The 21,435-nt window shown below is 72.1% G+C and carries 17 protein-coding genes; 9 read left to right on the forward strand and 8 right to left on the reverse strand.

Annotated features, from left to right (window positions below; all coding sequences use genetic code 11):
* Nucleotides 1-341 precede the first annotated feature (341 nt).
* Together BIV25_RS27100 and ptsP are read left to right on the forward strand one after the other, a co-directional pair.
* Nucleotides 342-791 carry a PTS glucose transporter subunit IIA gene (locus BIV25_RS27100; RefSeq protein ID WP_071375056.1) on the forward strand — a complete coding sequence of 150 codons (450 nt, stop codon included), beginning with the start codon at nucleotides 342-344 and terminating at the stop codon, nucleotides 789-791.
* 78 nt (nucleotides 792-869) lie between these two features.
* A complete protein-coding gene (gene ptsP / locus BIV25_RS27105) occupies nucleotides 870-2,540 on the forward strand; it encodes a phosphoenolpyruvate--protein phosphotransferase (RefSeq protein WP_071375057.1) in 1,671 nt (556 codons plus the stop codon).
* Nucleotides 2,541-2,625: 85 nt separating this feature from the next.
* Here ptsP and BIV25_RS27110 read toward each other — a convergent pair whose 3' ends face one another.
* Together BIV25_RS27110 and BIV25_RS27115 are read right to left on the reverse strand one after the other, a co-directional pair.
* Entirely contained in the window at nucleotides 2,626-3,519 is an 894-nt protein-coding gene (locus tag BIV25_RS27110) for a hypothetical protein (RefSeq protein ID WP_071375058.1), read from the reverse strand.
* Nucleotides 3,520-3,646: 127 nt separating this feature from the next.
* Nucleotides 3,647-5,623: an acetoacetate--CoA ligase gene (locus BIV25_RS27115; protein WP_071375059.1), complete on the reverse strand. Its 1,977-nt coding sequence runs from the start codon at nucleotides 5,621-5,623 to the stop codon at nucleotides 3,647-3,649.
* Nucleotides 5,624-5,837: 214 nt separating this feature from the next.
* On the opposite strand from BIV25_RS27115, the gene BIV25_RS27120 reads away from it, so the two are divergent.
* Entirely contained in the window at nucleotides 5,838-8,198 is a 2,361-nt protein-coding gene (locus BIV25_RS27120) for a glycoside hydrolase family 31 protein (protein ID WP_079176918.1), read from the forward strand.
* 10 nt (nucleotides 8,199-8,208) lie between these two features.
* Here the strand turns inward: BIV25_RS27120 and BIV25_RS27125 are convergent, their stop codons facing one another.
* Together BIV25_RS27125 and BIV25_RS27130 are read right to left on the reverse strand one after the other, a co-directional pair.
* A complete protein-coding gene (locus BIV25_RS27125) occupies nucleotides 8,209-8,742 on the reverse strand; it encodes an NUDIX domain-containing protein (protein ID WP_071375061.1) in 534 nt (177 codons plus the stop codon).
* Between the two features lie 46 nt (nucleotides 8,743-8,788).
* On the reverse strand, nucleotides 8,789-9,604 hold the full coding sequence (locus BIV25_RS27130; RefSeq protein WP_079176919.1) for a M15 family metallopeptidase: 816 nt from the start codon (nucleotides 9,602-9,604) through the stop codon (nucleotides 8,789-8,791).
* A gap of 134 nt (nucleotides 9,605-9,738) precedes the next feature.
* Between BIV25_RS27130 and BIV25_RS27135 the strand changes: the two genes are divergently transcribed.
* The 5 genes from BIV25_RS27135 to glpK all read left to right on the forward strand — a co-directional run bounded on the left by BIV25_RS27135 (nucleotide 9,739) and on the right by glpK (nucleotide 15,841).
* Nucleotides 9,739-10,191, forward strand: a complete 453-nt coding sequence (locus BIV25_RS27135; RefSeq protein WP_071375062.1) for a Zn-ribbon domain-containing OB-fold protein — start codon at nucleotides 9,739-9,741, stop codon at nucleotides 10,189-10,191.
* Nucleotides 10,188-11,378 (forward strand): lipid-transfer protein, encoded by a 1,191-nt coding sequence (locus BIV25_RS27140; protein WP_071375063.1) that lies wholly within the window; start codon nucleotides 10,188-10,190, stop codon nucleotides 11,376-11,378. The genes BIV25_RS27135 and BIV25_RS27140 overlap by 4 nt, the downstream gene beginning before the upstream one ends.
* 134 nt (nucleotides 11,379-11,512) lie before the next feature.
* Entirely contained in the window at nucleotides 11,513-13,174 is a 1,662-nt protein-coding gene (locus BIV25_RS27145; protein ID WP_071375064.1) for a GGDEF domain-containing protein, read from the forward strand.
* Nucleotides 13,175-13,436: 262 nt separating this feature from the next.
* On the forward strand, nucleotides 13,437-14,180 hold the full coding sequence (locus tag BIV25_RS27150) for an MIP/aquaporin family protein (protein WP_071375065.1): 744 nt from the start codon (nucleotides 13,437-13,439) through the stop codon (nucleotides 14,178-14,180).
* A 131-nt stretch (nucleotides 14,181-14,311) separates the two neighbouring features.
* Nucleotides 14,312-15,841 (forward strand): glycerol kinase GlpK, encoded by a 1,530-nt coding sequence (glpK, locus tag BIV25_RS27155; protein ID WP_071375066.1) that lies wholly within the window; start codon nucleotides 14,312-14,314, stop codon nucleotides 15,839-15,841.
* Between the two features lie 119 nt (nucleotides 15,842-15,960).
* Here the strand turns inward: glpK and BIV25_RS27160 are convergent, their stop codons facing one another.
* Genes BIV25_RS27160 through BIV25_RS27175 form a run of 4 tightly spaced genes read right to left on the reverse strand, consistent with a single transcriptional unit; the run spans nucleotide 15,961 to nucleotide 20,465 of the window.
* The gene (locus BIV25_RS27160) at nucleotides 15,961-16,566 is read right to left on the reverse strand and encodes an ATP/GTP-binding protein (protein WP_071375067.1); all 606 of its coding nucleotides are present in this window, start codon (nucleotides 16,564-16,566) and stop codon (nucleotides 15,961-15,963) included.
* A gap of 36 nt (nucleotides 16,567-16,602) precedes the next feature.
* A complete protein-coding gene (locus tag BIV25_RS27165; RefSeq protein WP_071375068.1) occupies nucleotides 16,603-16,998 on the reverse strand; it encodes a DUF742 domain-containing protein in 396 nt (131 codons plus the stop codon).
* A gap of 9 nt (nucleotides 16,999-17,007) precedes the next feature.
* Nucleotides 17,008-17,442 carry a roadblock/LC7 domain-containing protein gene (locus BIV25_RS27170; RefSeq protein ID WP_071375069.1) on the reverse strand — a complete coding sequence of 145 codons (435 nt, stop codon included), beginning with the start codon at nucleotides 17,440-17,442 and terminating at the stop codon, nucleotides 17,008-17,010.
* Nucleotides 17,439-20,465: a nitrate- and nitrite sensing domain-containing protein gene (locus tag BIV25_RS27175; RefSeq protein WP_071375135.1), complete on the reverse strand. Its 3,027-nt coding sequence runs from the start codon at nucleotides 20,463-20,465 to the stop codon at nucleotides 17,439-17,441. The genes BIV25_RS27170 and BIV25_RS27175 overlap by 4 nt, the downstream gene beginning before the upstream one ends.
* Before the next feature lie 431 nt (nucleotides 20,466-20,896).
* Between BIV25_RS27175 and BIV25_RS27180 the strand changes: the two genes are divergently transcribed.
* On the forward strand, nucleotides 20,897-21,430 hold the full coding sequence (locus BIV25_RS27180; protein ID WP_071375070.1) for a hypothetical protein: 534 nt from the start codon (nucleotides 20,897-20,899) through the stop codon (nucleotides 21,428-21,430).
* The last annotated feature ends 5 nt before the right edge of the window (nucleotides 21,431-21,435 follow it).

The raw sequence follows: 21,435 nt of genomic DNA on the forward strand, positions 1-21,435 counted from the left end.
GCTTTCCTCCGGGCTTCCCTTCGGTGTTTCAAACTCTATCAGGGTTTTTCCGTCTCTCTGACCACCGTTCCGCAGACACGCAGAATGGAGATCCGGAGATAGGATCTGACAAGTTTGGGTGCTGCTGAGCGAGGTCGCTTTCGCGTCCCTCCGCCCTAAGCAGGAGTACGACTGTACACGGAGCCTTGAACGCGGTGCAAATCCACTGGGTTGGTGGTCTAGACCACTAGCTGGTAGCTTCTATACGGAACCCCAACTTCCTATGACATACGCTGCTGCTCAGTGCCGTCCGGGACAGGCAGTGGCGGCCCGTAAGCAGCTCCACTCCTGGGAGGCTTCCCATGACCACCGTGACGTCCCCTCTTGCCGGACGCGCCATCGGACTGGCCAACGTGCCCGATCCGGTCTTCTCCGGGGCCATGGTCGGCCCGGGTACCGCCATCGACCCCGTGCGTGAGGCCTCCGAGGCCGTATCACCCGTGGACGGCGTCATCGTTTCTCTGCACCCGCACGCGTTCGTCGTGGTCGACGCAGACGGGCACGGCGTACTCACCCACCTCGGCATCGACACCGTGCAGCTCAACGGCGAGGGCTTCGAGCTGCTCGTCAACAAAGGCGACACCGTGCAGCGCGGGCAGGCCGTCGTGCGCTGGAACCCCGCCGCCGTCGAGGCCGCCGGCAAGTCGCCGGTCTGCCCCGTCGTCGCGCTCGAAGCCACCGCCGAGTCCCTCTCCGACCTCCGCGACAGCGGTGACGTGAAGGCCGGCGACAGCCTCTTCACCTGGAACTGACGGCAGTGCCGTCGCACGGCGGCGTTCAGCACAACCATCGCGGCGGCGGGACCCGCCGCACTATCGGAGACGGGTGAGATGGAAGCAACGCTGCGAGGCGTGGGCGTGAGCCATGGTGTGGCCATCGGCGAGGTTCGGCACATGGGTACGGCGGTGCTGGAGCCGCCGGCCAAGTCGATCCCCGCGGATGAGGCCGAGCGAGAGCAGGGGCGTGCCCGCCAGGCGGTCGACGCCGTGGCCGCCGATCTGACGGCGCGCGGCAATCTGGCGGGCGGCGAGGCGCAGGCCGTGCTCGAGGCGCAGGCCATGATGGCGCAGGACCCCGAGCTGATGGCCGACGTGGACCGGCGGATCGCCGTCGGCAGCACGGCCGAGCGTGCCGTGTACGACGCGTTCGCGGCGTACCGCGAACTGTTGGCCGGTGCGGGTGAGTACCTCGCCGGTCGCGTGGCCGACCTCGATGACGTGCGGAATCGTATCGTCGCCCGGCTTCTGGGCGTTCCGATGCCGGGAGTGCCGGACAGCGACCAGCCCTATGTGCTCGTGGCCCGGGACCTGGCTCCCGCCGACACCGCACTGCTGGATCCGTCTCTGGTGCTCGGTTTCGTCACCGAGGAGGGCGGGCCGACCAGCCACAGCGCGATTCTGGCCCGGGCGCTGGGTGTGCCGGCGGTCGTGGCGCTGCCCGGTGCCGGTGAGCTGGCCGAGGGCACGGTGATCGCGGTCGACGGCAGCACCGGCGACATCTTCGTGGACCCGACCGAGGCGAAGAAGGCGGAGCTGGAGGCCGCGGCCGCCGAGCGCAAGGCCGCGCTGGCCGCTTCCACGGGGCCTGGTGCGACGGCGGACGGGCACAAGGTGCCGTTGCTGGCCAACGTGGGCGGTCCGGCGGACGTGCCGGCCGCGGTGGAGGCCGGGGCCGAGGGCGTCGGTCTGTTCCGTACCGAGTTCCTGTTCCTGGACGACAGCAAGAACGCTCCTTCCGAGCAGAAGCAGGTGGAGGCCTACCGGCAGGTGCTGGAGGCGTTCCCCGAGGGCCGTGTGGTCGTGCGGGTGCTGGACGCGGGTGCGGACAAACCGCTGGACTTCCTGACTCCGGCCGACGAGCCGAACCCCGCGCTGGGTGTGCGGGGTCTGCGGACGCTGCTGGACCACCCGGAGGTCCTGCGCACGCAGCTGACCGCGCTGGCCAGGGCTGCCGAGGGGCTGCCCGTCTACCTCGAGGTCATGGCTCCGATGGTGGCGGACCGTACGGACGCGAGGGCGTTCGCGGACGCCTGCCGTGAGGCGGGACTGCGGGCCAAGTTCGGCGCGATGGTGGAGATCCCGTCGGCCGCGCTGCGGGCGCGTTCGATCCTCCAGGAGGTCGAGTTCCTTTCGCTGGGGACCAACGATCTCGCGCAGTACACCTTCGCGGCCGACCGCCAGGTGGGTGCGGTTTCCCGGCTTCAGGACCCGTGGCAGCCGGCGCTGCTCGACCTGGTGGCGCTGTCCGCGGAGGCGGCCAAGGCCGAGGGCAAGAGCTGTGGTGTGTGCGGTGAGGCCGCGTCCGATCCGCTGCTGGCCTGTGTGCTGACCGGTCTGGGGGTCACCTCCTTGTCCATGGGCTCGGCGTCGATTCCTTACGTCCGGGCGACGCTCGCGAAGCACACGCTGGCGCAGTGCGAGCGGGCCGCGGCGGCGGCGCGTGCCGCGGACAGCGCCGAGGAGGCGCGGAGCGCTGCTCAGGCAGTGCTGTCCGGCGAGTAGTCGCGGCGCGTTCGCGCGGTCGGTTCAGGGGCGTCCCGCCTTGGGTGGGGCGCCCCTGACGTGTGTCGGCGTCCGGTGTCTGCGGTCAGTGGTGGTGGTCCGGGGCCGTGCCGTCCTCTCCGAGGTCGGGGGGCGCGTCGTAGTCGACGCCGGACTCGGGGGAGATGATGTCGCCGGATTCGACGTCGGTGCAGTAGGCGTCGAACACCTCGGCGGCGGTGAGGGGTTCGAGTTCGCCGCAGCGCAGTCGCCAGCCGTAGACGCGGTCGGGCGTCCCGGGGCGGCTCGTGCGGATGACGAGTCCGCCGGGGCTGCGGGTGGCGAGGCCGAGCGCGAGGACGCTGGTGAATTCCAGGGCTTCGGCCTCGTCCAGGCGGGTTCCGCCGGCGGCGTCCTGGTCGGCGTGGAGGACGGAGATCAGGGTGTCCGGTGGGCCGGAGACGCTGGTCACGAGGTGTCGGTCGCCGGGCGGTGCGGTGTCGAGGATGCGGACGAGGAGGTCGGAGGCGCGGGTGAAGGCGGCCCTGCCGATGTCCTCGCCACAGGTGGGGCAGGGGCCGAGGCGGGAGAGGAGCGTGGTGGCGTACTCCCAGGTGGCCTGGCGGACGGCCTCGTCCACGAGGGCCGGTACGAGGGTGGCGAGGGGCCGGCCGTCGTAGGGGATGGTGGGGCCCGTGGCCGCGAGTTCGGCGGTGAACCTCGTGCGGCTGGCCGGCGCTTCGGGGTCAAGGCCGGTGTCCGCGCAGTACACGGCGTAGTCCTCGGGGTCGAACAGGGCGAGGGTGGTGTGGCTGCCCTGGGCGGCGCGGGCCATGAGGAGGGCCTCGACCTGCCGGAGGTAGGCGGTGTGGTCGTCGAAGGTGAAGCTGCGGTAGCGCCGCATGGCGCGGAAGTCGTGTTCGTCGGTGAGCAGGCCGATGGTGCCGGCGATCTCGCGGCGCAGTACGCGTCGCATGGCCCGGTCGTCGGTGTGCGCCATGTTTCCCCCAGAGTGCGCAGTCGATCAATGCTCACTCACCGTAACCGGCGGCACTGACAACGGGTGGTGCCGCCGGTGGACGGAGCGCGGGTGGTGGGGGTGTTCGCGCAGGTGGTGCGGGGTGGGTTCAGGCGCGTTTGCGGGCGAGTTCCTCATAGAAGTCCAGCAGCGAGAGGTTGTCGATGGATCCGGGGTTGACCGCCTTCTCCAGGGGGGTGCCCTGGAGCAGTCGTTTGACGGGGACCTCGATGCGCTTGCCGGTGAGGGTGTGCGGGATGCCGGGCACCTCGATGATCTCGTCGGGTACGTGGCGCGGGGAGAGATGTTCGCGGATGGCCTGCTTGACCCGGTCGAGGAGGGAGTCGTCGAGGACGGCGCCGGGTGCGAGGTGGACGAACAGGGGCATCCAGTAGCCGCCGTCGGGCTGCTCGATGCCGATGACGAGGGACTCCTTGATCTCGGGGAGGCGCTCGACGACCTCGTAGATGTCGGCCGAACCCATGCGCACGCCCTGCCGGTTGAGCGTGGAGTCGGAGCGGCCGTGGATGATCACGGTGCCGCGTGCGGTGAGGGTGATCCAGTCGCCGTGCCGCCAGACGCCGGGGTAGGTGTCGAAGTAGCTGTCGTGGTAGCGGCTGCCGTCGGGGTCGTTCCAGAAGCGGATCGGCATGGAGGGCATGGGGTTCGTGACGACCAGCTCGCCCACTTCGTCGATGACGGGGTGGCCGCTCGGGTCCCAGGCCCGGAGGTCGGTGCCGAGGCCGGGGGCCTGGAGTTCGCCGGTGTGGACGGGGAGGGTGGGCACGGCTCCGGCGAAGCAGGAGCAGACGTCGGTGCCGCCGCTGACGGAGGCGATCCAGAGGTCGGCCCCGCTCTGTGCGAACTCGTCGTGCAGCCAGTGGAAGCCGTCGGGGGGCAGGGGCGAACCGGTGGTGGCGACGCACCGCACGGCGGACAGGTCGTAGTCGCGCGCGGGGTGGACACCGGCCTTGCGGCAGGCCATGACGTAGGCGGCGGAGGTGCCGTAGAGGGTGGCCCGGGTGCGTTCGGCGACGCGCCACTGGGCGCCGGTGTCGGGGTAGCCGGGGCTGCCGTCGTAGAGGACGATCGTCGTCCCGGTGAGGAGGCCGGAGACGAGGAAGTTCCACATCATCCAGCCGGTCGAGGTGTACCAGAAGAAACGGTCCTCGGGGCCGAGGTCGCAGTGCAGGCCGAGCTGCTTGAGGTGTTCTACGAGGATGCCGCCCTGGGACTGGACGATGGCCTTGGGCAGGCCGGTGGTCCCGGACGAGTAGAGGACCCACAGGGGGTGGTCGAAGGGGACCTGTTCGAAGACGGGCTCGATGTCGGCCGAGGTGAGGGCGGCCCAGTCGAGGGCGTCTGCGGGTGCGTCGGTGCCGAGGAGCGGGATGTGGACGACGGCGCGCAGGGTGGGCAGTTCGCGGCGCAGTTCGGCGACGGTGTCGCGGCGGTCGTGTTCCTTGCCGCCGTAGCGGTAGCCGTCGACAGTGAACAGGACGACGGGTTCGACCTGCTGGAAGCGGTCGAGGACGCTGCGGGCGCCGAAGTCGGGGGCGCAGGAGGTCCAGACGGCGCCGACGGCGGCCGTGGCGAGGAGGGCGACGACGGCCTGGGGGATGTTGGGCAGGTAGCCGCTGACGCGGTCGCCGGGGCGGACGCCGAGGGTGCGGAGTTCGGCGGCGAGGGAGCCGACCTGGCGGCGCAGCTCGGACCAGGTCACGGGGCGCGGTTCGTGGGTCTCGTCCACGTGTAGCAGAGCCGGTTCGTCGGCGCGGTCGGCGGCGGCGCGCAGGGCGTGTTCGGCGTAGTTGAGGGTGGCGCCGGGGAACCATTGGGCGCCGGGCATCGAGCGGTCGCCGAGCACGCGCGTGTAGGGCGTGGAGAACCGTACGTCGAACCACTCGGTGACGGCTTTCCAGAAGGTGTCGAGCTGGTCGACGGACCACTGGTGGAGGGCGGGGTAGCCGCCGTCGGCGGGGGCGCCGTGGTGTTCGGCGGCCCATGCCTGGAACCGGGTGATGCGGGCCCGGGCGATCTGCTGGGGATCGGGCTGCCAGAGTGGCTGGGGGTTCGCGGTCGACATGGGGCGGCTCCCGGGCTGTGCGCGTCGTGGGCGTCGGTCCGCGCACGTGCTGGGGTGTGCGCGTGACGCGGCTGACAGGGACGATGCCATGTGATCGACTTCAGCACCAGGGCTCGCCCCACATAGTCCGTGTCGTGAAGATGTGGCCCTGACACAGGTGAACGGCAGTTGAACGACACGCACGCGTGGGGCGCACAGTGGCAGGGTGAGCAGCATGGACGGTCGTGACCTGGTGCGTTCGGTGAGTGTGGTCGGTTCGGGGAGGGCGCTTCGGGGGTTGCGCACCGTATGTGCGGCGTGGCGCAGGCGGCGGATCGACGCTGCCGGGCTGCCGCGGCGGGGGGCCGAGCGGGCGCGGGTCCCGGGGCAGGTGGCGAGTGTGGAGCCGGGGCCGGGCGGCGGTGTCATCCGGTTCGGCCGGTCCGAGCTGCGGATCATGGTCACGGTGAACGGGGCGGTGTTCTGGGGCTGGGACGGGGCGGGTCCGGAGCCGTCGTACGCGCTGGCCGGGAGTTGTCCGGAGCCGGATCCGCGGGCGGTGCTGGAGCCGGACAAGGACGGTGGCTGGCGGGTGGTCGCCGAGCGGGTGACGGTCGTCGTCTCACGGCACGGCGCGGTGCAGGTGTGCACGCCCGGCGGGGTGACGCTGCGGCACGATCTGCCGCCGCGCTGGTGGGAGCCGGTGGGCGGGGGTACGGCGCGGTGGCTGCAGCGCTCGGAGGTGGCGGCGGACGCCCGGTTCTTCGGTCTGGGCGGGCGGGCGTCCGGGCCTCGGCTGCGCAGTGGCTCGTACCGGCTGTGGAACACCGACCGGGGCCGGGCGTTCGGGCCCGAGGCGGATCCGCTGTATCTGACCATGCCGGTGCAGCTCGTGGTGGCCGACGCGGGCACGCATCTGGTGTTCCACGACTCCACGTGGGACGGCACGGTGGTGTTGCGGGAGGGCGAGGAGGGCGCCGGGTCGGGGCACGACCGGGTGGGGCGGTGCGAGCTGCGGATGGACGGTGGTCCGGTGCGCTGCTGGGTGATCGTGGGTACTCCCGCGCGCGTGCTGGCCACGTGGGCCTCGCTGACCGGTGTGCCGGCGTTGCCGCCGGCGTGGGCGCTCGGTCATCATCACGCGCGCTGGGGATTCGGCAGCGAGCAGGAGGTCCGCCGGATCGTGGCGGGCTACCAGGAGCGGGATCTGCCGCTGGATGCCGTGCACCTGGACATCGACCACTACGACGGCCACCAGGTGTTCACCGTCGACCAGGAACGGTTCCCCAAGCTTCCGGTGCTGGCGGAGGAGTTGCGGCGGAACGGGATCCGGCTGGTGTCGATCGTGGATCCTGCGGTGAAGGCGGCGCCGGGCAATGCCGTGTACGAGGGCGGTTCTGCGCTGGACGCGTTCGTGCGGGACGGTTCCGGGCGCGAGGTGCGGGGTGTGGTGTGGGCCGGGGAGTCGGTGTTCCCGGACTTCACGCGCGCGCGTGTGCGTGAGTGGTGGGGCGGGCTGTACGCGGAGCGGCTGGCGCAGGGCTTCGCGGGTTTCTGGCACGACATGAACGAGCCGACGTCGTTCAGTGCCTTCGGGGAGCCCACCCTGCCGCGTTCGGCCCGGCACGGCCTGGAGGGGCGCGGCGGCGACCATCGGGAGGCGCACAACGTGTACGCGCTGTGCATGGCCCGGGCGGGCTACGAGGGGCTGCGCGAACTGGCGCCGCAGGAGCGGCCGTTCGTGTTCTCACGCTCGGGCTGGGCCGGGCTGCAGCGTTACGGCGGCACCTGGTCGGGGGACCTGGCGACGGGCTGGCCGGGGCTGCGGGCGTCGCTGTCGCTGGTGCTGGGGCTCGGGCTGTGCGGGGTGCCGTACTCGGGTCCGGATGTGGGCGGGTTCGACGGGAGCCCGTCTCCGGAACTGTATCTGCGCTGGTTCCAGCTCGGCGCGTATCTGCCGCTGTTCCGTACGCACGCGGGTCTGCGGGCGGGGCGCAGGGAGCCCTGGGAGTTCGGGGCGGAGGTGCTGGAGCACGCGCGCGTGGCGTTGCTGGAGCGGCGGCGGCTGCTGCCGTACTGGGTGACGCTGGCGCATCTGGCCCGGCGGACGGGCGCGCCCTATGTGCGGCCGGTGTGGTGGGGTTCTCCGGAGGACAGGGCGCTGCGCGGCTGTGAGGACACGTTTCTGCTCGGGGACGCCCTCCTGGTGGCGCCGGTGCTGGACCCGGGGGTGAAGCGGCGGGCGGTGCAGCTGCCGCGGGGCCGCTGGTACGACACGGTGACGGAGGAGGCGTACGAGGGACCGGGGCAGGTGTACGTGAACGCGCCGCTGTCGCGGATACCGGTCCTCGCGCGCGCGGGTGCGGTGATTCCCGTGCGCGGCTCGGACGGCGAGGTGGAGCTGGAGGTGTGGGCGCCCGCGCGGGGCCGGACCGGGGGCGGTCTGGTCGTACCGGACGCGGGCGACGGCGGGGAGGAACCGGAGACTCAGCGCTACGTCGCCCGCCGGCAGGGCCGTTCGGTGGTGGTCACCCGGGAGCGGGAGGACGGTTCGGTACAGCCGCCCTACCTGGTGCGGGTGCGGGGGCTGGGCTGAACCGGACGGCTCAGTACCGGCCCTCGAACCAGGCCCGCACGGCCACGGTGTGCAGCGGGAAGGCGAGTTCCTCGGGCCGGCGCAGCAGCCGCCAGCCCTCGGTCTCGTCGGTGGGGCCGGTGGGCGGCAGGCCGTGGACCGGGCGTTCGGGGAGGACTCCGAACAGCAGCAGGTGGCCGTCGGGCGAGCTCATGGCGTCCACGAGCCGCACGTCCCGGGCGGCGGCTTCGATGCCGGTCTCCTCCTTGAGTTCGCGTACGACGGCCTGCTTCCAGTCCTCGCGGTCGTCGACGTAGCCGCCGGGCAGGGCGATGCCTCCGCGCGCGGGGGCGATGGTGCGGGTGATGACGATCAGGGCCGCGCCCTGGGCGTCGTACACGGGCTGGAGTGCGATGGCGACCGGCAGCGGGTTGCGGTAGGCGACGTTTCCGCAGGACGGGCAGGATCGCGGCCAGCCGGTGACGCCCTCTCCATAGGGCGCTCCGCAGCTCGAACAGTGCGAGTTCGGCCCGGAGTTGACAGTTAGGTGTTGAGTTTCGGACACGCGCGGACTGTATCCGATCGGCGGAGGGAGATCTTCCGATGGTCCGCTAGGGGGCGCGGCGGAGCGACTTCCAGGAGACGGGGAAGTCGAAGTAGGTGTCCGGGTAGGGCTCGGGCTGGTACGTGTAGTGCCACCATTCCTCGGCGAGGTTCACGAATCCGAGGCTCTCCATGGTGTTCTTGAGCAGCATCCGGTTGGCACGCTGCACGCCCTGGATGCGCGGGTCGAGCGTGTGCGCGAGGGTGTCGAAGCAGTCGAATCCGGTGCCCATGTCGACGGAGTTGTCGGGGAAGCGCTTGTTCTTGGGCGCGAAGCAGGGCACCAGTGGTTCTCCGGGGCGGTAGGGCCGGGTCGGCCGCGCGGGGAGCTTCACGATCGTCAGGTCCATGGTCGAGCCGCGGCTGTGGCCGGACTTCGCGGCGATGTAACCGTCCTCGAACAGCCGGGTCTTGTCGACGTTCGGGTAGAACTCGCCCTTCATCGACTGGGCGCCGAGGTCCTCGGCCCAGCGGACGAAGTCGTTCACGGCGCGCTGGGGCCGGTAGCAGTCGTAGACCTTGAGTGTGTAGCCCTTGCGCAGCAGTTCGAGCTGGGCCTTGTGGAGGGCTTCGGCGGCGGGGCGGGTGAGGATGCAGATCGGCTGCCGGTAGCCGTCGACGGGCTCGCCGACGAAGTTGTGCGGGGTGAAGTAGCGGATCTCCTGGATGATCGTCGGATCGACGGTGCTCAGGGCGACGAAGTCCCTGGGCGCCTTGGACCGCGTCGTCGTCCCGGCCGTCGCGGTCGCGGGGGTGACGGCCACGGCCAGCAGGGTGGCGAGGGCGGTGACGAGGCCGCGGACCGCACCGGTGAGTCGTGTCATGTCTCCTGCATCTACCAGGTCCGGGCTCCGGCGGGGAAGCGATCGGATGCGATTCCCCCCGGACGCCCTGCCCATTTCCCGCTGCCGGTGGCACACTTCTGACGCTTCGTCAGATTCAACACCGGGGAGGGACCTTGCCGCACACACGCACACCCGCGGTCGCCGGCTGGTTCGACGGAGAGGGGGAGGGGGAGGATTTCCGGCTGCTGGGCACGCGCTGCTCGTCCTGCGGGTCGGTGTTCTTCCCGCGCGAGGACGTGCACTGCCGCAATCCGCAGTGCGCGGGCGGCACGCTGGAGGAGGTTCCGCTGTCGCGTAAGGGGCATATCTGGTCGTACACGGACAGCCGCTATCGACCGCCGTCACCTTATGTGAGCAATCCGGAACTTCCGTGGGAGCCGTACGCGTTGATCGCTGTGGAGCTGGTGGCCGAACGGATCGTGGTGCTCGGACAGGCGGCTCCCGGGGTCACCGTCGCCGACCTGACGGTGGGCATGGAGGTGGAGGCCGTCCCCGGCGTGCTCGACGAGGACGCGGAGACGGCCCGGACGATCTGGCACTGGCGGCCGACGGGGGTGCGCGCATGACGAGGGACGTGGCGGTGCTCGGCGCGGGCATGCACCCCTGGGGCAAGTGGGGGCGCTCCTTCGTGGAGTACGGGACGGCGGCGGCCCGCGCCGCCCTCGCGGATGCCGGGGTCGACTGGCGGGACGTCGGCTCGGTCGTGGGCGCGGACACGGTGCGCGGCGGCTATCCCGGGTACGTCGCGGGGGCGACGTTCGCCAAGGCCCTGGGGTGGCAGGGAGCGCGGGTTGCGAGCGTGTACGCGGCGTGCGCGTCCGGGGCGCAGGCGATCGCCGCCGCGCGGGCGCAGATCCTCGCCGGGCTCGCGGAGGTCGTCCTCGTGGTGGGGGCCGATGCCGCGCCCAAGGGCTTCTTCCGGCCCGCGGGCGGGGACCGTCCCGACGATCCGGACTGGCTGCGCTTCCGGCTGCTGGGCGCGACGAATCCGGTGTACTTCGGGCTGTACGCGCGCCGGCGTATGGCGGTGCACGGGGACACACCGGAGGACTTCGCGCTGGTCAAGGTGAAGAACGCCGCCCTGGGGGCACTCAATCCGTACGCCCGGTACCGCAAGCGGGTCACCGCCGAGGAGGTCGCCGCGTCCGCGGTGGTCGCCGATCCACTGCGGCTGCTCGACATCTGCGCCACCTCCGACGGCGCGGCGGCCGTGGTCCTCTCCAGCGTCGGCTTCGCGCACCGGCACGGCGTGCGCCGGCCGGTGCGGATCCGCGCGGTGTCCACGGTGACGCCGAGCTTCCCGAACACGGTGCTGGACCTGCCGGACATCGCCACGGACTCCGCAGTCGCGGTGGAGCCGCCGGGCGAGACGTTCCGCGCGTCCATCGCGCGCGCGGCCTACGAGGAGGCGGGCATCGGCCCCGAGGACCTGTCCCTCGCCGAGGTCTACGACCTGTCCACGGCACTGGAGTTGCAGTGGTACGAGGACCTGGGGCTGTGCGGCGCGGGCGAGGGCGCGAAACTGCTGCGCGAGGGCGTGACGGCCCCGGGCGGGCGCATACCCGTCAACGCCAGCGGTGGACTCGCCTCCTTCGGGGAGGCGGTGCCGGCCCAGGCCATCGCCCAGGTCTGCGAGCTGACCTGGCAGCTGAGAGGCACCGCGGGCGATCGGCAGGTCGCGGGGGCCCGCGTGGGAATCACCGCCAACCAGGGGCTGTTCGGGCACGGCTCGTCGGTGATCGCGGTGCGGTGAAGGAGACGGAAGCAGAGCGGCGTGTGAGGCGTGGTGGCACAGAGGTTTTCCACGCTCTGTGATCACGCCGGAATCCTGTGTGAACGTCTCATGAACTGCGCCTGGGCACGCCCGGGCGGCGCAATCATGCTCCCGTGCACTCCTGGACGGATACTCTCCGCTTCGCCTTCCAGCCGGTGGTCAACCTGAGGACTGGCGCGGTCGCCGCACTGGAGACGCTCGCCCGCCCGGAAACGGGTGACGTCCTTGCCGAGGCCCGCCGGGATCCCGAACTCGACGGCAGACTCACGGTGTTGGCCCTGCGGGCGGCGACGCACAAGGAGACGCTGCTGCCGCTGCACCTGAACGTGTTCGCGGCGACGCTCGCCGATCTCGGCGGGCTCACCCCGCTGCACGACGCCGTGCGCGCGACCGGCCGCATGCCCTGGGAGGTGACGCTCGACATCGTCCCGCCGTACACGCACGTGCCGCAGCGGGCGCTGCTGGAGGCGGTGGCGGCCTTGCGCGAACAGGGGTTCCGGATCAGCGCGGACGGCATCGGCGACGGCGACATACCACTGCGGCTGCTCAACGACCTCTCCCCCGACCTGGTCAAGCTCGACAGCTCGCTGCTGGCCCGGCCCGCCGCCGTGCGGGCGATGCGGACGCTGTGCGAGGAACTGGGCGCCCTGGTCGCGGTGGAGGGGGTCGAGACCGAGCTCCAGTGTGCGGCGGCGCTCTCGGCCGGTGCCCAGCTGGCCCAGGGCGAGCTGTTCGCGCCGCCCGCGCGGATCCCGGCCGCGGACGTGTACGTTCCGCCGCGCTCCCCCGGTGCCGTGAGCGTGCCCCGGTCCGGGCCGTCCGTGCCCTCCGTGCGGGAGTTCGTGCGCCCGGCCGCCGTCCTGCCGGTGACCGCGTCGGCGGGGCAGGTACGGGCGCTGCTGACCGGGTCGCCGGACGTCTCCGGCGTGCTGCTGGTGGACCAGGCCGGCCGGCCCGTCCGGTCGGTGCACCGCTCGCGCTTCCTGCTGTCGATGTCCGCCCGCTACGGCCACGCCCTGTACGCCGACCGGCCCGCGTTCAAGCTGGGCGACGCGCCCCGCACGGTCGGCGTGGACGCCACGGCCTGGGAGGTGCTGGACGTGGTCGCGATCGGCGGCCGGGACCGGACCTCCGACGATGTGGCGGTGGTCGACGCGCGCGAGCGCTGCGTGGGGGTGGTACGGCTCGCGGACCTGGTGCGCGCCCTGGCCGAGAGCAGGGTCGAGGAGGCGGCCGGGCTCAACCCGCTGACCCGGCTGCCCGGTTCGGACGCGATCACGACCGAGGTCGACCGGTGGATCGCGGACGGGCGGACCTTCGCGCTCAGCTGGCTGGACATCGATCATTTCAAACAGGTCAACGACGGGGCCGGGTTCGCCGCGGGCGACGAGCTCATCCGGTCCGTGGGCCGCGCGCTCCAGCAGGCGGTCGTGGGGCACGCGCGCGTGGGCCACATCGGCGGGGACGACTTCCTGGTGCTGGCCGACGAGGACACACTCGGTCCGGTGGTCGCCGGCGTGCTCGACGCGCCGTGGTCGGCGGGCGGCCGGCCGGTCACGCTCTCCGTCGCGACCGTCGTGTGCGTCCCGGGCAGCGTGGGCGACCATCGCCAGGCCGCGGCCCAGCTCGCACCGCTGAAGAAGGAGGCCAAGGCGTTGCGCGGCGCGAGCTGGGTCCTCGGGCGCGCCGGAGCCGCCGGTCACGAGGTGCGGCGCGGCGGCACGGGGGCGGCTGCGGCGCAGGCCGGGTACGCGGCCGCGGAGCCCGGACTGTGAACACCCCCGTCGTATACGGCCCTTGAGCCACGCATGTGACGGGTGCGCCGGTGTCACCGTCGCCGTCGGCAACCTTGACGCCCCCGGAACACCGGTGAACACTTCCCGGTGTCGGCCGACATCGCCGCACATTCTCGGCGTTATCAGGCACCGTGCCATCGATCCGTCCTGCTCCCCGCCGTCGGCCGAAGTCATCAAGGGAACCGTTCCTGCACGGAGGCCCGGGGCGACGCGCCCCCCAACCTGCGCCAAGGGAGCCGCCATGAGCAACGGGCACATTTTCGTCGGCGAGGTCATCGGCACCGCGATCCTGATCCTGTTCGGTGCCGGTGTCTGCGCCGCCGTCACCCTCAGACACTCCAAGGCGCGGGCCTCCGGCTGGATCGTGATCGCGTTCGGCTGGGGCTTCGGGGTCCTCGCGGGCGCGTACACCGCCGCGCCCCTCTCCGGAGGCCAGCTCAACCCCGCGGTCACCCTCGGCATCGCGATCGACACCGGCAAGTGGGGCAAGGTCTGGGTGTACCTGCTGGGCCAGCTGGTCGGCGCGATGCTCGGCGCCGTACTCGCCTATCTGGTGTACCTCGCCCAGTTCCAGGCCAATGTCCGCGAGGAGGGCGACGGCGAGGCCGACGGGCCGGTGGCGACGCTCGGCATCTTCTCGACCATCCCGGAGATCCGGAACCCGGTCGCCAACCTGATCACCGAGATCATCGCGACCATGGCGCTGGTGCTGCCCGTCCTCGCCTTCGGGCAGACGAAGGGGCTCGGCGAGTCCGGCACGACCGCGCTGATCGTCTCGCTGCTCGTCGTCGGCATCGGACTCTCCCTCGGCGGCCCCACCGGCTACGCCATCAACCCGGCCCGCGACCTCGGCCCGCGCATCGTGCACACCCTCCTGCCGATCCCCCACAAGGGCACGTCCGACTGGGGTTACGCCTGGGTCCCGGTGGTCGGCCCGCTGATCGGCGGCACACTCGCCGGCCTCCTCTACAACGCGGCCTTCTGACCCCCGTACCGCCCCGGCGTCCGGGTACGCCCCGATCCCGTACGTCCTGATCCCCGCACGCCCTTCTCCGACCCCCGCACGCCTCAGCGACCCACCCAGCGACCCCGCACACCAGCGACCCAGGGACTGCCATGACGGACACCGCCGAGAAGTACGTCGCCGCCATCGACCAGGGCACCACGTCCAGCCGCTGCATCGTCTTCGACCACGGCGGCGCGATCGTCGCCGTCGACCAGCGTGAGCACCGCCAGATCTTTCCCAAGCCGGGCTGGGTGGAGCACGACGCGACCGAGATCTGGGCCAAGGTGCAGGCCGTGGTGGCGGGGGCGCTGGCCAAGGCCGGGCTGCGCGCCGACCAGTTGAGCGCGCTCGGCATCACCAATCAGCGGGAGACCACGGTCCTGTGGGACCGCGCCACGGGCAAGCCCGTGCACAACGCCATCGTCTGGCAGGACACCCGTACCGCGGCACTGTGCGCCGAACTCGGCGGCACGGACGGCCAGGACCGCTTCCGCGAGCGGACCGGGCTGCCGCTCGCCAGCTATTTCTCCGGGCCCAAGGCGGCCTGGCTGCTCGATCACGTGCCGGGGCTGCGGGAGCGGGCCGGGCGCGGCGAGATCGCGTTCGGAACCATCGACTCCTGGCTGATCTGGAACCTCACCGGCGGCACGGACGGCGGCCGGCACGTCACCGACGTCACCAACGCCGGCCGCACCCTGCTCATGAACCTCGACACCCTCCAGTGGGATCCCGCCATCCTGTCCGCCATGAACCTCCCCGCGGCGCTGCTGCCCGAGATCCGGTCCTCCGCCGAGGTCTACGGCACGGCGGTCGGGCAGCTGGCCGGGGTGCCCGTGGCCGCGGCGCTGGGCGATCAGCAGGCCGCTGTCTTCGGGCAGGCCTGCTACGACGTCGGCACCGCGAAGAACACGTACGGGACCGGCAGCTTCCTGCTGCTGAACACCGGCAACCGGCCGGTGCCGTCCAAGAGCGGGCTGCTGACGACGATGGGTTACAAGATCGGCGGGGAGGCGCCGGTGTACTGCCTGGAAGGGTCCATAGCGATAACGGGCGCGCTCGTGCAGTGGTTCCGCGACCAGCTCGGGATCATCCGTACCGCCGACGAGATCGAGACGCTGGCGGCGAGCGTGGACGACAACGGCGGCGCCTACATCGTGCCCGCGTTCTCCGGCCTGTTCGCGCCGTACTGGCGCGCCGACGCGCGCGGGGTCGTCACCGGCCTCACCCGGTACGTCACGAAGGCACATCTCGCGCGCGCGGTGCTGGAGGCGACGAGCTGGCAGACGCGGGAGGTCGTGGACGCGATGTACCAGGACTCCGGGGTGCGGATCAGCACCCTGAAGGTCGACGGCGGCATGACGAAGAACAACCTGCTCATGCAGCACCAGGCGGACGTCCTCGGGGTGCCGGTGATCCGCCCGCGGGTGTCGGAGACGACCTGCCTGGGTGCCGCGTACGCGGCCGGTCTGGCGACGGGCGTCTGGAACGACCTGGACGAGCTGAAGTCGCACTGGCGCAAGGACGCGGAGTGGACGCCCGCGATGGAGGCGTCGGCGCGTGAGCGCGAGTACCGGAACTGGCGCCGGGCGGTGGAGAAGAGCTTCGGCTGGCTGGAGGAGGGTGCCGGGGACGGCGCGTAGAGGCCACGCGCGCGTACGGAATCTCCGTACACGCGCGTGCTGTTCGCCGTACGCGCGCGTGCTTCTCACCGGACCACGGCCCGTGCCCCGGTCGGCGGGGGTACGGGTCGTGTCCGTCGTCAGCCGATGGCAGGTTCGCGGTGGTCGGCCGCGTGGTGCATCGCGTGCTGGACGACGCCGATGAGCACCTCCTTGACCGATTCGCGGTCACGCGCGTCGCACAGGACGACGGGGACGTCGTCGTCCAGGTCGAGGGCCTGCCGGACCGCGTCACCGGGGTAACGGGCCGAACCCTCGAAGCAGTTGACGCCGACGAGGAAGGGGATGGAGCGTCGCTCGAAGTAGTCGACGGCGGCGAAGCAGTCCTCCAGGCGGCGCGTGTCGGCGAGCACGACGGCGCCGAGCGCACCCTCGGACAGCTCGTCCCACATGAACCAGAACCGCTCCTGCCCGGGCGTGCCGAACAGGTACAGCACCAGGTCCTCGCGCAGGGTGATGCGGCCGAAGTCCATGGCCACCGTGGTGGTGTGCTTGCCCTCCACGCCGCTGACGTCGTCGACCGGGCGGCCGGCCTCGGTGAGCAGTTCCTCGGTGCGCAGCGGCCTGATCTCGCTGACGGCGCCGACGAGTGTCGTCTTGCCCACGCCGAAGCCGCCGGCCACCAGGATCTTGAGCGTGACGGGCTCGACCGGGGGCTTGCCGCGCTCAGAACGCCCGAAGATCATCGGTCTCTTCTCCTGCTTGAGGGGTCGGGGGGACGGTCACAGGGCCCGCAGGCCGTTGATCACGTCGCGCAGAATGCTCTCGTCCGGCAGCTCGGCCGGGGGTATCGGGCGGGACACACGGACGAGTTCCGCGTGCACGAGATCGCCGACGAGCACCCGGATCACACCGATCGGCAGGTCGACCTCCGCGGCGAGTTCGGCCACCGACTGCGGCTCGTCCCGGCACAGTCCCACGATCGCCACGTGCTCCGGCGAGAGCGTCGGGTCGGCCTCCGCGTCGCCGACGTCCGGTTCCGTGACGACCACCGCGATCAGGTCGAGGCGGTGCTGGGCCGGACCGGTGGTCCGGCCGCGCGTCATGGCGTAGGGACGGACGACCGGGCCGGCCTCGTCGTCGAACCAGTGGCTTCTTCCCTGACCGTCTGTGCTCATGTCATCTCACTACCCGCCTGCGGGCAGATCGGTGCGCGGCGAGGTACCCAGATGCGCACCGACCCGCTTGACCAGCAGGGTCATCTCGTAGGCGACCTGCCCGACGTCGGAGTCGGCGTCCGAAAGGACGGCGAGGCAGCTGCCGTCACCGGCGGCGGTGACGAACAGGAAGGCGTCGTCCAGCTCGACCACCGTCTGGCGGACGCTGCCCGCGTCGAAGTGGCGGCCCACGCCTTTGGCGAGGCTGTGGAACCCGGACGCCACGGCGGCCAGATGCTCGCTGTCCTCCCGGGTCAGGTCCTTCGACACGCCCATGGGGAGGCCGTCACCGGACAGGATGACGGCCTTGCGGATGCTGGCGACCCGGTCGACCAGGTCGTCCAGGAGCCAGTTCAGCTCGCCCTTGTCGGTCGTCGTGTGGCCGGTGGCCTTCGGTGCGGTCATCGACCGTCCCCCTTAGTCGTTCCTGGTGCTGTGCCGTTGCCGGACTCTTCGCCCGCGGCGTTCTCCTCCCGGCCGCGCTGCCAGCCGCGCTGGAGCGAGGCCATCCGGCTGCGGACCTCTTCGGCGTCGCGGTCGGCGGGCGGTCCCGTCCGGTCGGCGCGTCGTGCGGTGTCCTGCTTCAGCTGGGGAGCCAGGCTGGCCTGGCGCACCCGCCGGGGCAACGGCCCGCTGCCGTCCGGTGCCGCGTCCGGCCGGGCGGCCGCGGCACCGGAGGTGAGGTCTGGGGTCCCGTCGCGCGGCGGGGCCGCGTCCGCGCGGGTGACGACGCCTTCGCCGCTCGGCGGCGCCGGGTCGCCGGGGCGTGCCGCATCGCCGTCGGATCCGGCCGTATCGCTGCCGGGTCGGGCGGCGGCGCCGGCAGGCGGGGCTGTGTCGCCCGGCCGCGGCGCGGCGCCGCCCGTGGGCAGGGCGGCGCGGGGGCCGCGCCGGGGTGCCTCGTCCGAGGGGGCCGCGGCGCCGGGACCGCTCGCGGCCGTCCCCTTCGTCCGGGTGCGCCGGGGCAGTGCGGGAATCCCGGGCGACGCGTCGTCGGCGCCGGGGCGGGACGGGCGGCCGTCCTCGACACGCTCGGCGGGTTCGCCGGTGCGCCGGACGGTCGCGCCGCGCCGCCGGGTGGGCAGCGGGGCCGGCCCGCCCGCCTCGGGGCGGCGGGAGCCGGCGGCGGGCTCCTGGTCGGAGTCGGCGCGGGGGCGCTGGTCGGTGACGGGCTTGCCGTGCGAGCTGACCAGCTTGGGCGGCTGACGGCGCGGCGGCGGCACGGGGCCGCGGTCACCGGCCGGGTCACGCGGCAGGCTCTCGGCGGCCGGGGCGGGTGCCCTGTCCTCGTCGCGGGGGCGGGAGCGCCGGTGCCGGAACAGTCCGCCGCGCTCGCTGTCCTCGTCCCCGAGCACGCCGGGAAAGTCGTCGAGGGCGTCGAGATCGACGGGGGACTCCAGCTCGACGGGGCCGTCCAGCAGGGAGGTCTGGAGCGCGGGCAACTGCGCCGGCGGCGCGGAGCGGCTCAGGGCCTGTCCCGGCCCCCTCGCCGAGCGGTCCCGGTCCAGGCGGAAGCCGAGGCCGTTCGTGTCCGGTACGTCGTCGCTCAGCAGCGCGTCGGGGATGAACACGACGGCGGTGGTGCCGCCGTACGGCGAGGGCTGGAGGGAGACCCGGACGTTCTGCCGCTGGGCGAGGCGGCTGACCACGAAGAGGCCGAGCCGGTCGGTGTCGGACAGTTCGAACTCGGGGGTCTCGGCGAGGCGCAGGTTGGCGTCCAGCAGCGCCTCGGCGGTCATGCCGAGTCCCCGGTCGTGGATCTCCAGGGTGAATCCGTTGGCGACGCGCTCGCCGAGGACCTGCACGGCGGTGTGCGGGGGTGAGAACACCGTGGCGTTCTCCAGGAGTTCGGCCACGAGGTGGGTGAGGTCGGCGACGGCCGGTCCGGTGACGGCGACCCGCGGCAGCCGCCGTACCTCGACGCGCTCGTAGTCCTCCACCTCGGCGACGGCGGCCCGGACGACGTCCATCAGCTGCACGGGGCGGCGCCACTGCCGCGACGGCGCCGCGCCGGAGAGGATCACCAGGCCCTCGGCGTGCCGGCGCATGCGGGTGGTGAGGTGGTCCAGACGGAAGAGGTCGGCGAGTTCGTCGGTGTCCTCGGTCCGGCGTTCCATGGTGTCGAGCAGGGTGAGCTGCTTGTGCAGCAGCACCTGGCTGCGGCGGGCGAGGTTGACGAACACCTCGGAGACACCGGCGCGCAGTTCGGCCTGTTTGACGGCGGCCTCGACGGCGGCGCGCTGAAGGGTGTTGAGGGCCTGGCCGACCTCGCCGACCTCGTTCTTGTCGTACTCCAGGCGCGGCGCCTCGGTCTCGATGTCGACCTGTTCACCGGCGGACAGCCGGCGCATCACGCTGGGCAGCCGGACACCGGAGGCCTCGTGCGCCTCCAGGCGCAACTGGCGCAGGTCACGGATGAGGCTGCGGCCGACCCGGACCGACACGAAGAGGGAGAACAGCAGCGCGATCAGCCCGAGGACGCCCGGTACGGCCGCCTGGAAGATGATGGTCAGGGCGACGGGGCGGGTGCGGTGCTGGAAGCGGTCGCCCGCATGGTCGTCCAGGGTGCCGAGTTCGTCCAGGACGCCCGCCGCGGCGGCGTCCCAGCTCTTGGCCGTCACGTCGCGGGGCGTGCCGGAGCCCGTGGCGATGACGGACTGTTCGGCCGTACGCAGCGGTGCGGTGGTGGCGTCCCGCCAGAAACGTTCGTAGCGTGCGCGCTCGCCGACGGGCAGCAGCGGCAGGCTGATGTCGTACAGGAGGGTGCGCTGGGCGACCAGGTCGGATATGTCCCGGGTCTCGTCGCGGGTGAGGGTGCCGACGACGAGCGAGGAGCCGAGCAGGGCGTCCTCGCGGGAGAGCAGTTCGCGCGCGCGGGTGACGTTGACCAGCGCGCGGGCCTGCTTGTCCAGCCCGACGTCGTCCACGCCGTCGAGGCCGTCGAGCAGCGTGTAGCAGGGGTCGACGAGGCGGTTGTAGAGGTCGAGTGCCTGGGCTCGTCTGACCGTGCCCTGTTCGACGCCGCGGCGCAGGGAGTCGAGGCCGTCGAAGGCGTCCAGGACGTTGGTGAGGCGTTCGTTCTCGGCCGCGTTCATGCCGTCGGAGATGTCGTGGGCCCCGGCGTTCTTGCGGACCTCGACGATCGCCTGGTCGGTGGCGATGCGCGTGCGCTGCAGCGCGGCGAGCGCGTCGGCGGCGCGGGGGTCGGCGAGGTAGACGAGGGTCTGGCGGCGCTCCTGCTGCAGTGCGCGGACGGTGTCCTCGGTGGGATAGCCGATGTCCTTGACGACGTCGGTGGCGTGGAACAGCCGGGCGACCTCGCGCCCTGTGATCACCGTGGCAAAGGCCCAGACGGCGGTGAGGGACACCAGCGGCACGAGAAGCAGCGCCACGATCTTCCGGCGGATCGACTTCCCGCGAAAGCGCATGGCCTCCCCCAGCTCGACCCCCGCCGGCCGGGGGTGCACTTGTGTGTCAACAAACGGCGCGAGCCTACTACCGCCTCACAGTTAACTCGAAGACATGTCCGGAGGGCGAACTTCCGCTCCGGCGGCAAGAGATGCCGAGTTGTCCGGGCATTGCGGGAGATTGCACCCGCGATCGAGCGGCCGGCCCCGCACCGACCACGGCGTCACGGCCAGGTGGTTGGCCGGATTTTTTCGCTGGTGGGGAATCTTCCGGCGATCTCGTTCGTCCTTGTCTGTGGGAGGTCTTCGGGAAATGGGTGCGGAATGGGCCACAGGTGCCGCATCTCTGACCTCGGCGGCGTAAAACTGCGCAAGCCGGGCAGCCACTGGGGAGTCGGAGTCCTGGTACTCCGGGGCGAGCGGTGTGCCGGCGGTGGGGAGTGACAAGGGTGATGGGGACGGCGGAGGGGCGCGAGGCGCCATCCGAGCGCGTGGCGGAGCGCCCGGCGGCGACACGCGGGCAGCGTGAGCCGGATCGCGACATTCCGGTGCGCGGGCACGTCGGAGGGCCGGCCGAGGAGGAACGCCAGCCGGGGTACCGGCCGTTGTGGATCGAGGAGCCGGCCAAGCGGCACCCGCTGCCCGATCCGGTGCGGACGGCGGCGGTGCGGGCGGTCCTGATCATGGCGGTGACGCTGATCCAGGCGATGGTGGCCTTCCTGTGCACGATGGCCGGGTCCTGGCCGGCCTTCCCCATGGTGATCAGCAGCGTCGTGAGCACGGTGGTGGCCACCTGGGCGGCGGTCGACGTGTGGGTCACCCGCCAGGTGTGGAACCAGCGCAACGGCGTGGTCTCCGAGCCGAGCAGCACCGCCCGGGCCCTGCGCCGCGAGCGCCGTGCGCGCCGGCGCCGGGAGCGGGCGGCCCTGCGCGAACAGGAGCGGATACGCAGGCGGGGCGGCGCCGGTCAGCTGTCCCACCCCTGACCCGG

Source organism: Streptomyces sp. MUSC 14, from assembly GCF_001866675.1.
GTDB lineage: Bacteria > Actinomycetota > Actinomycetes > Streptomycetales > Streptomycetaceae > Streptomyces.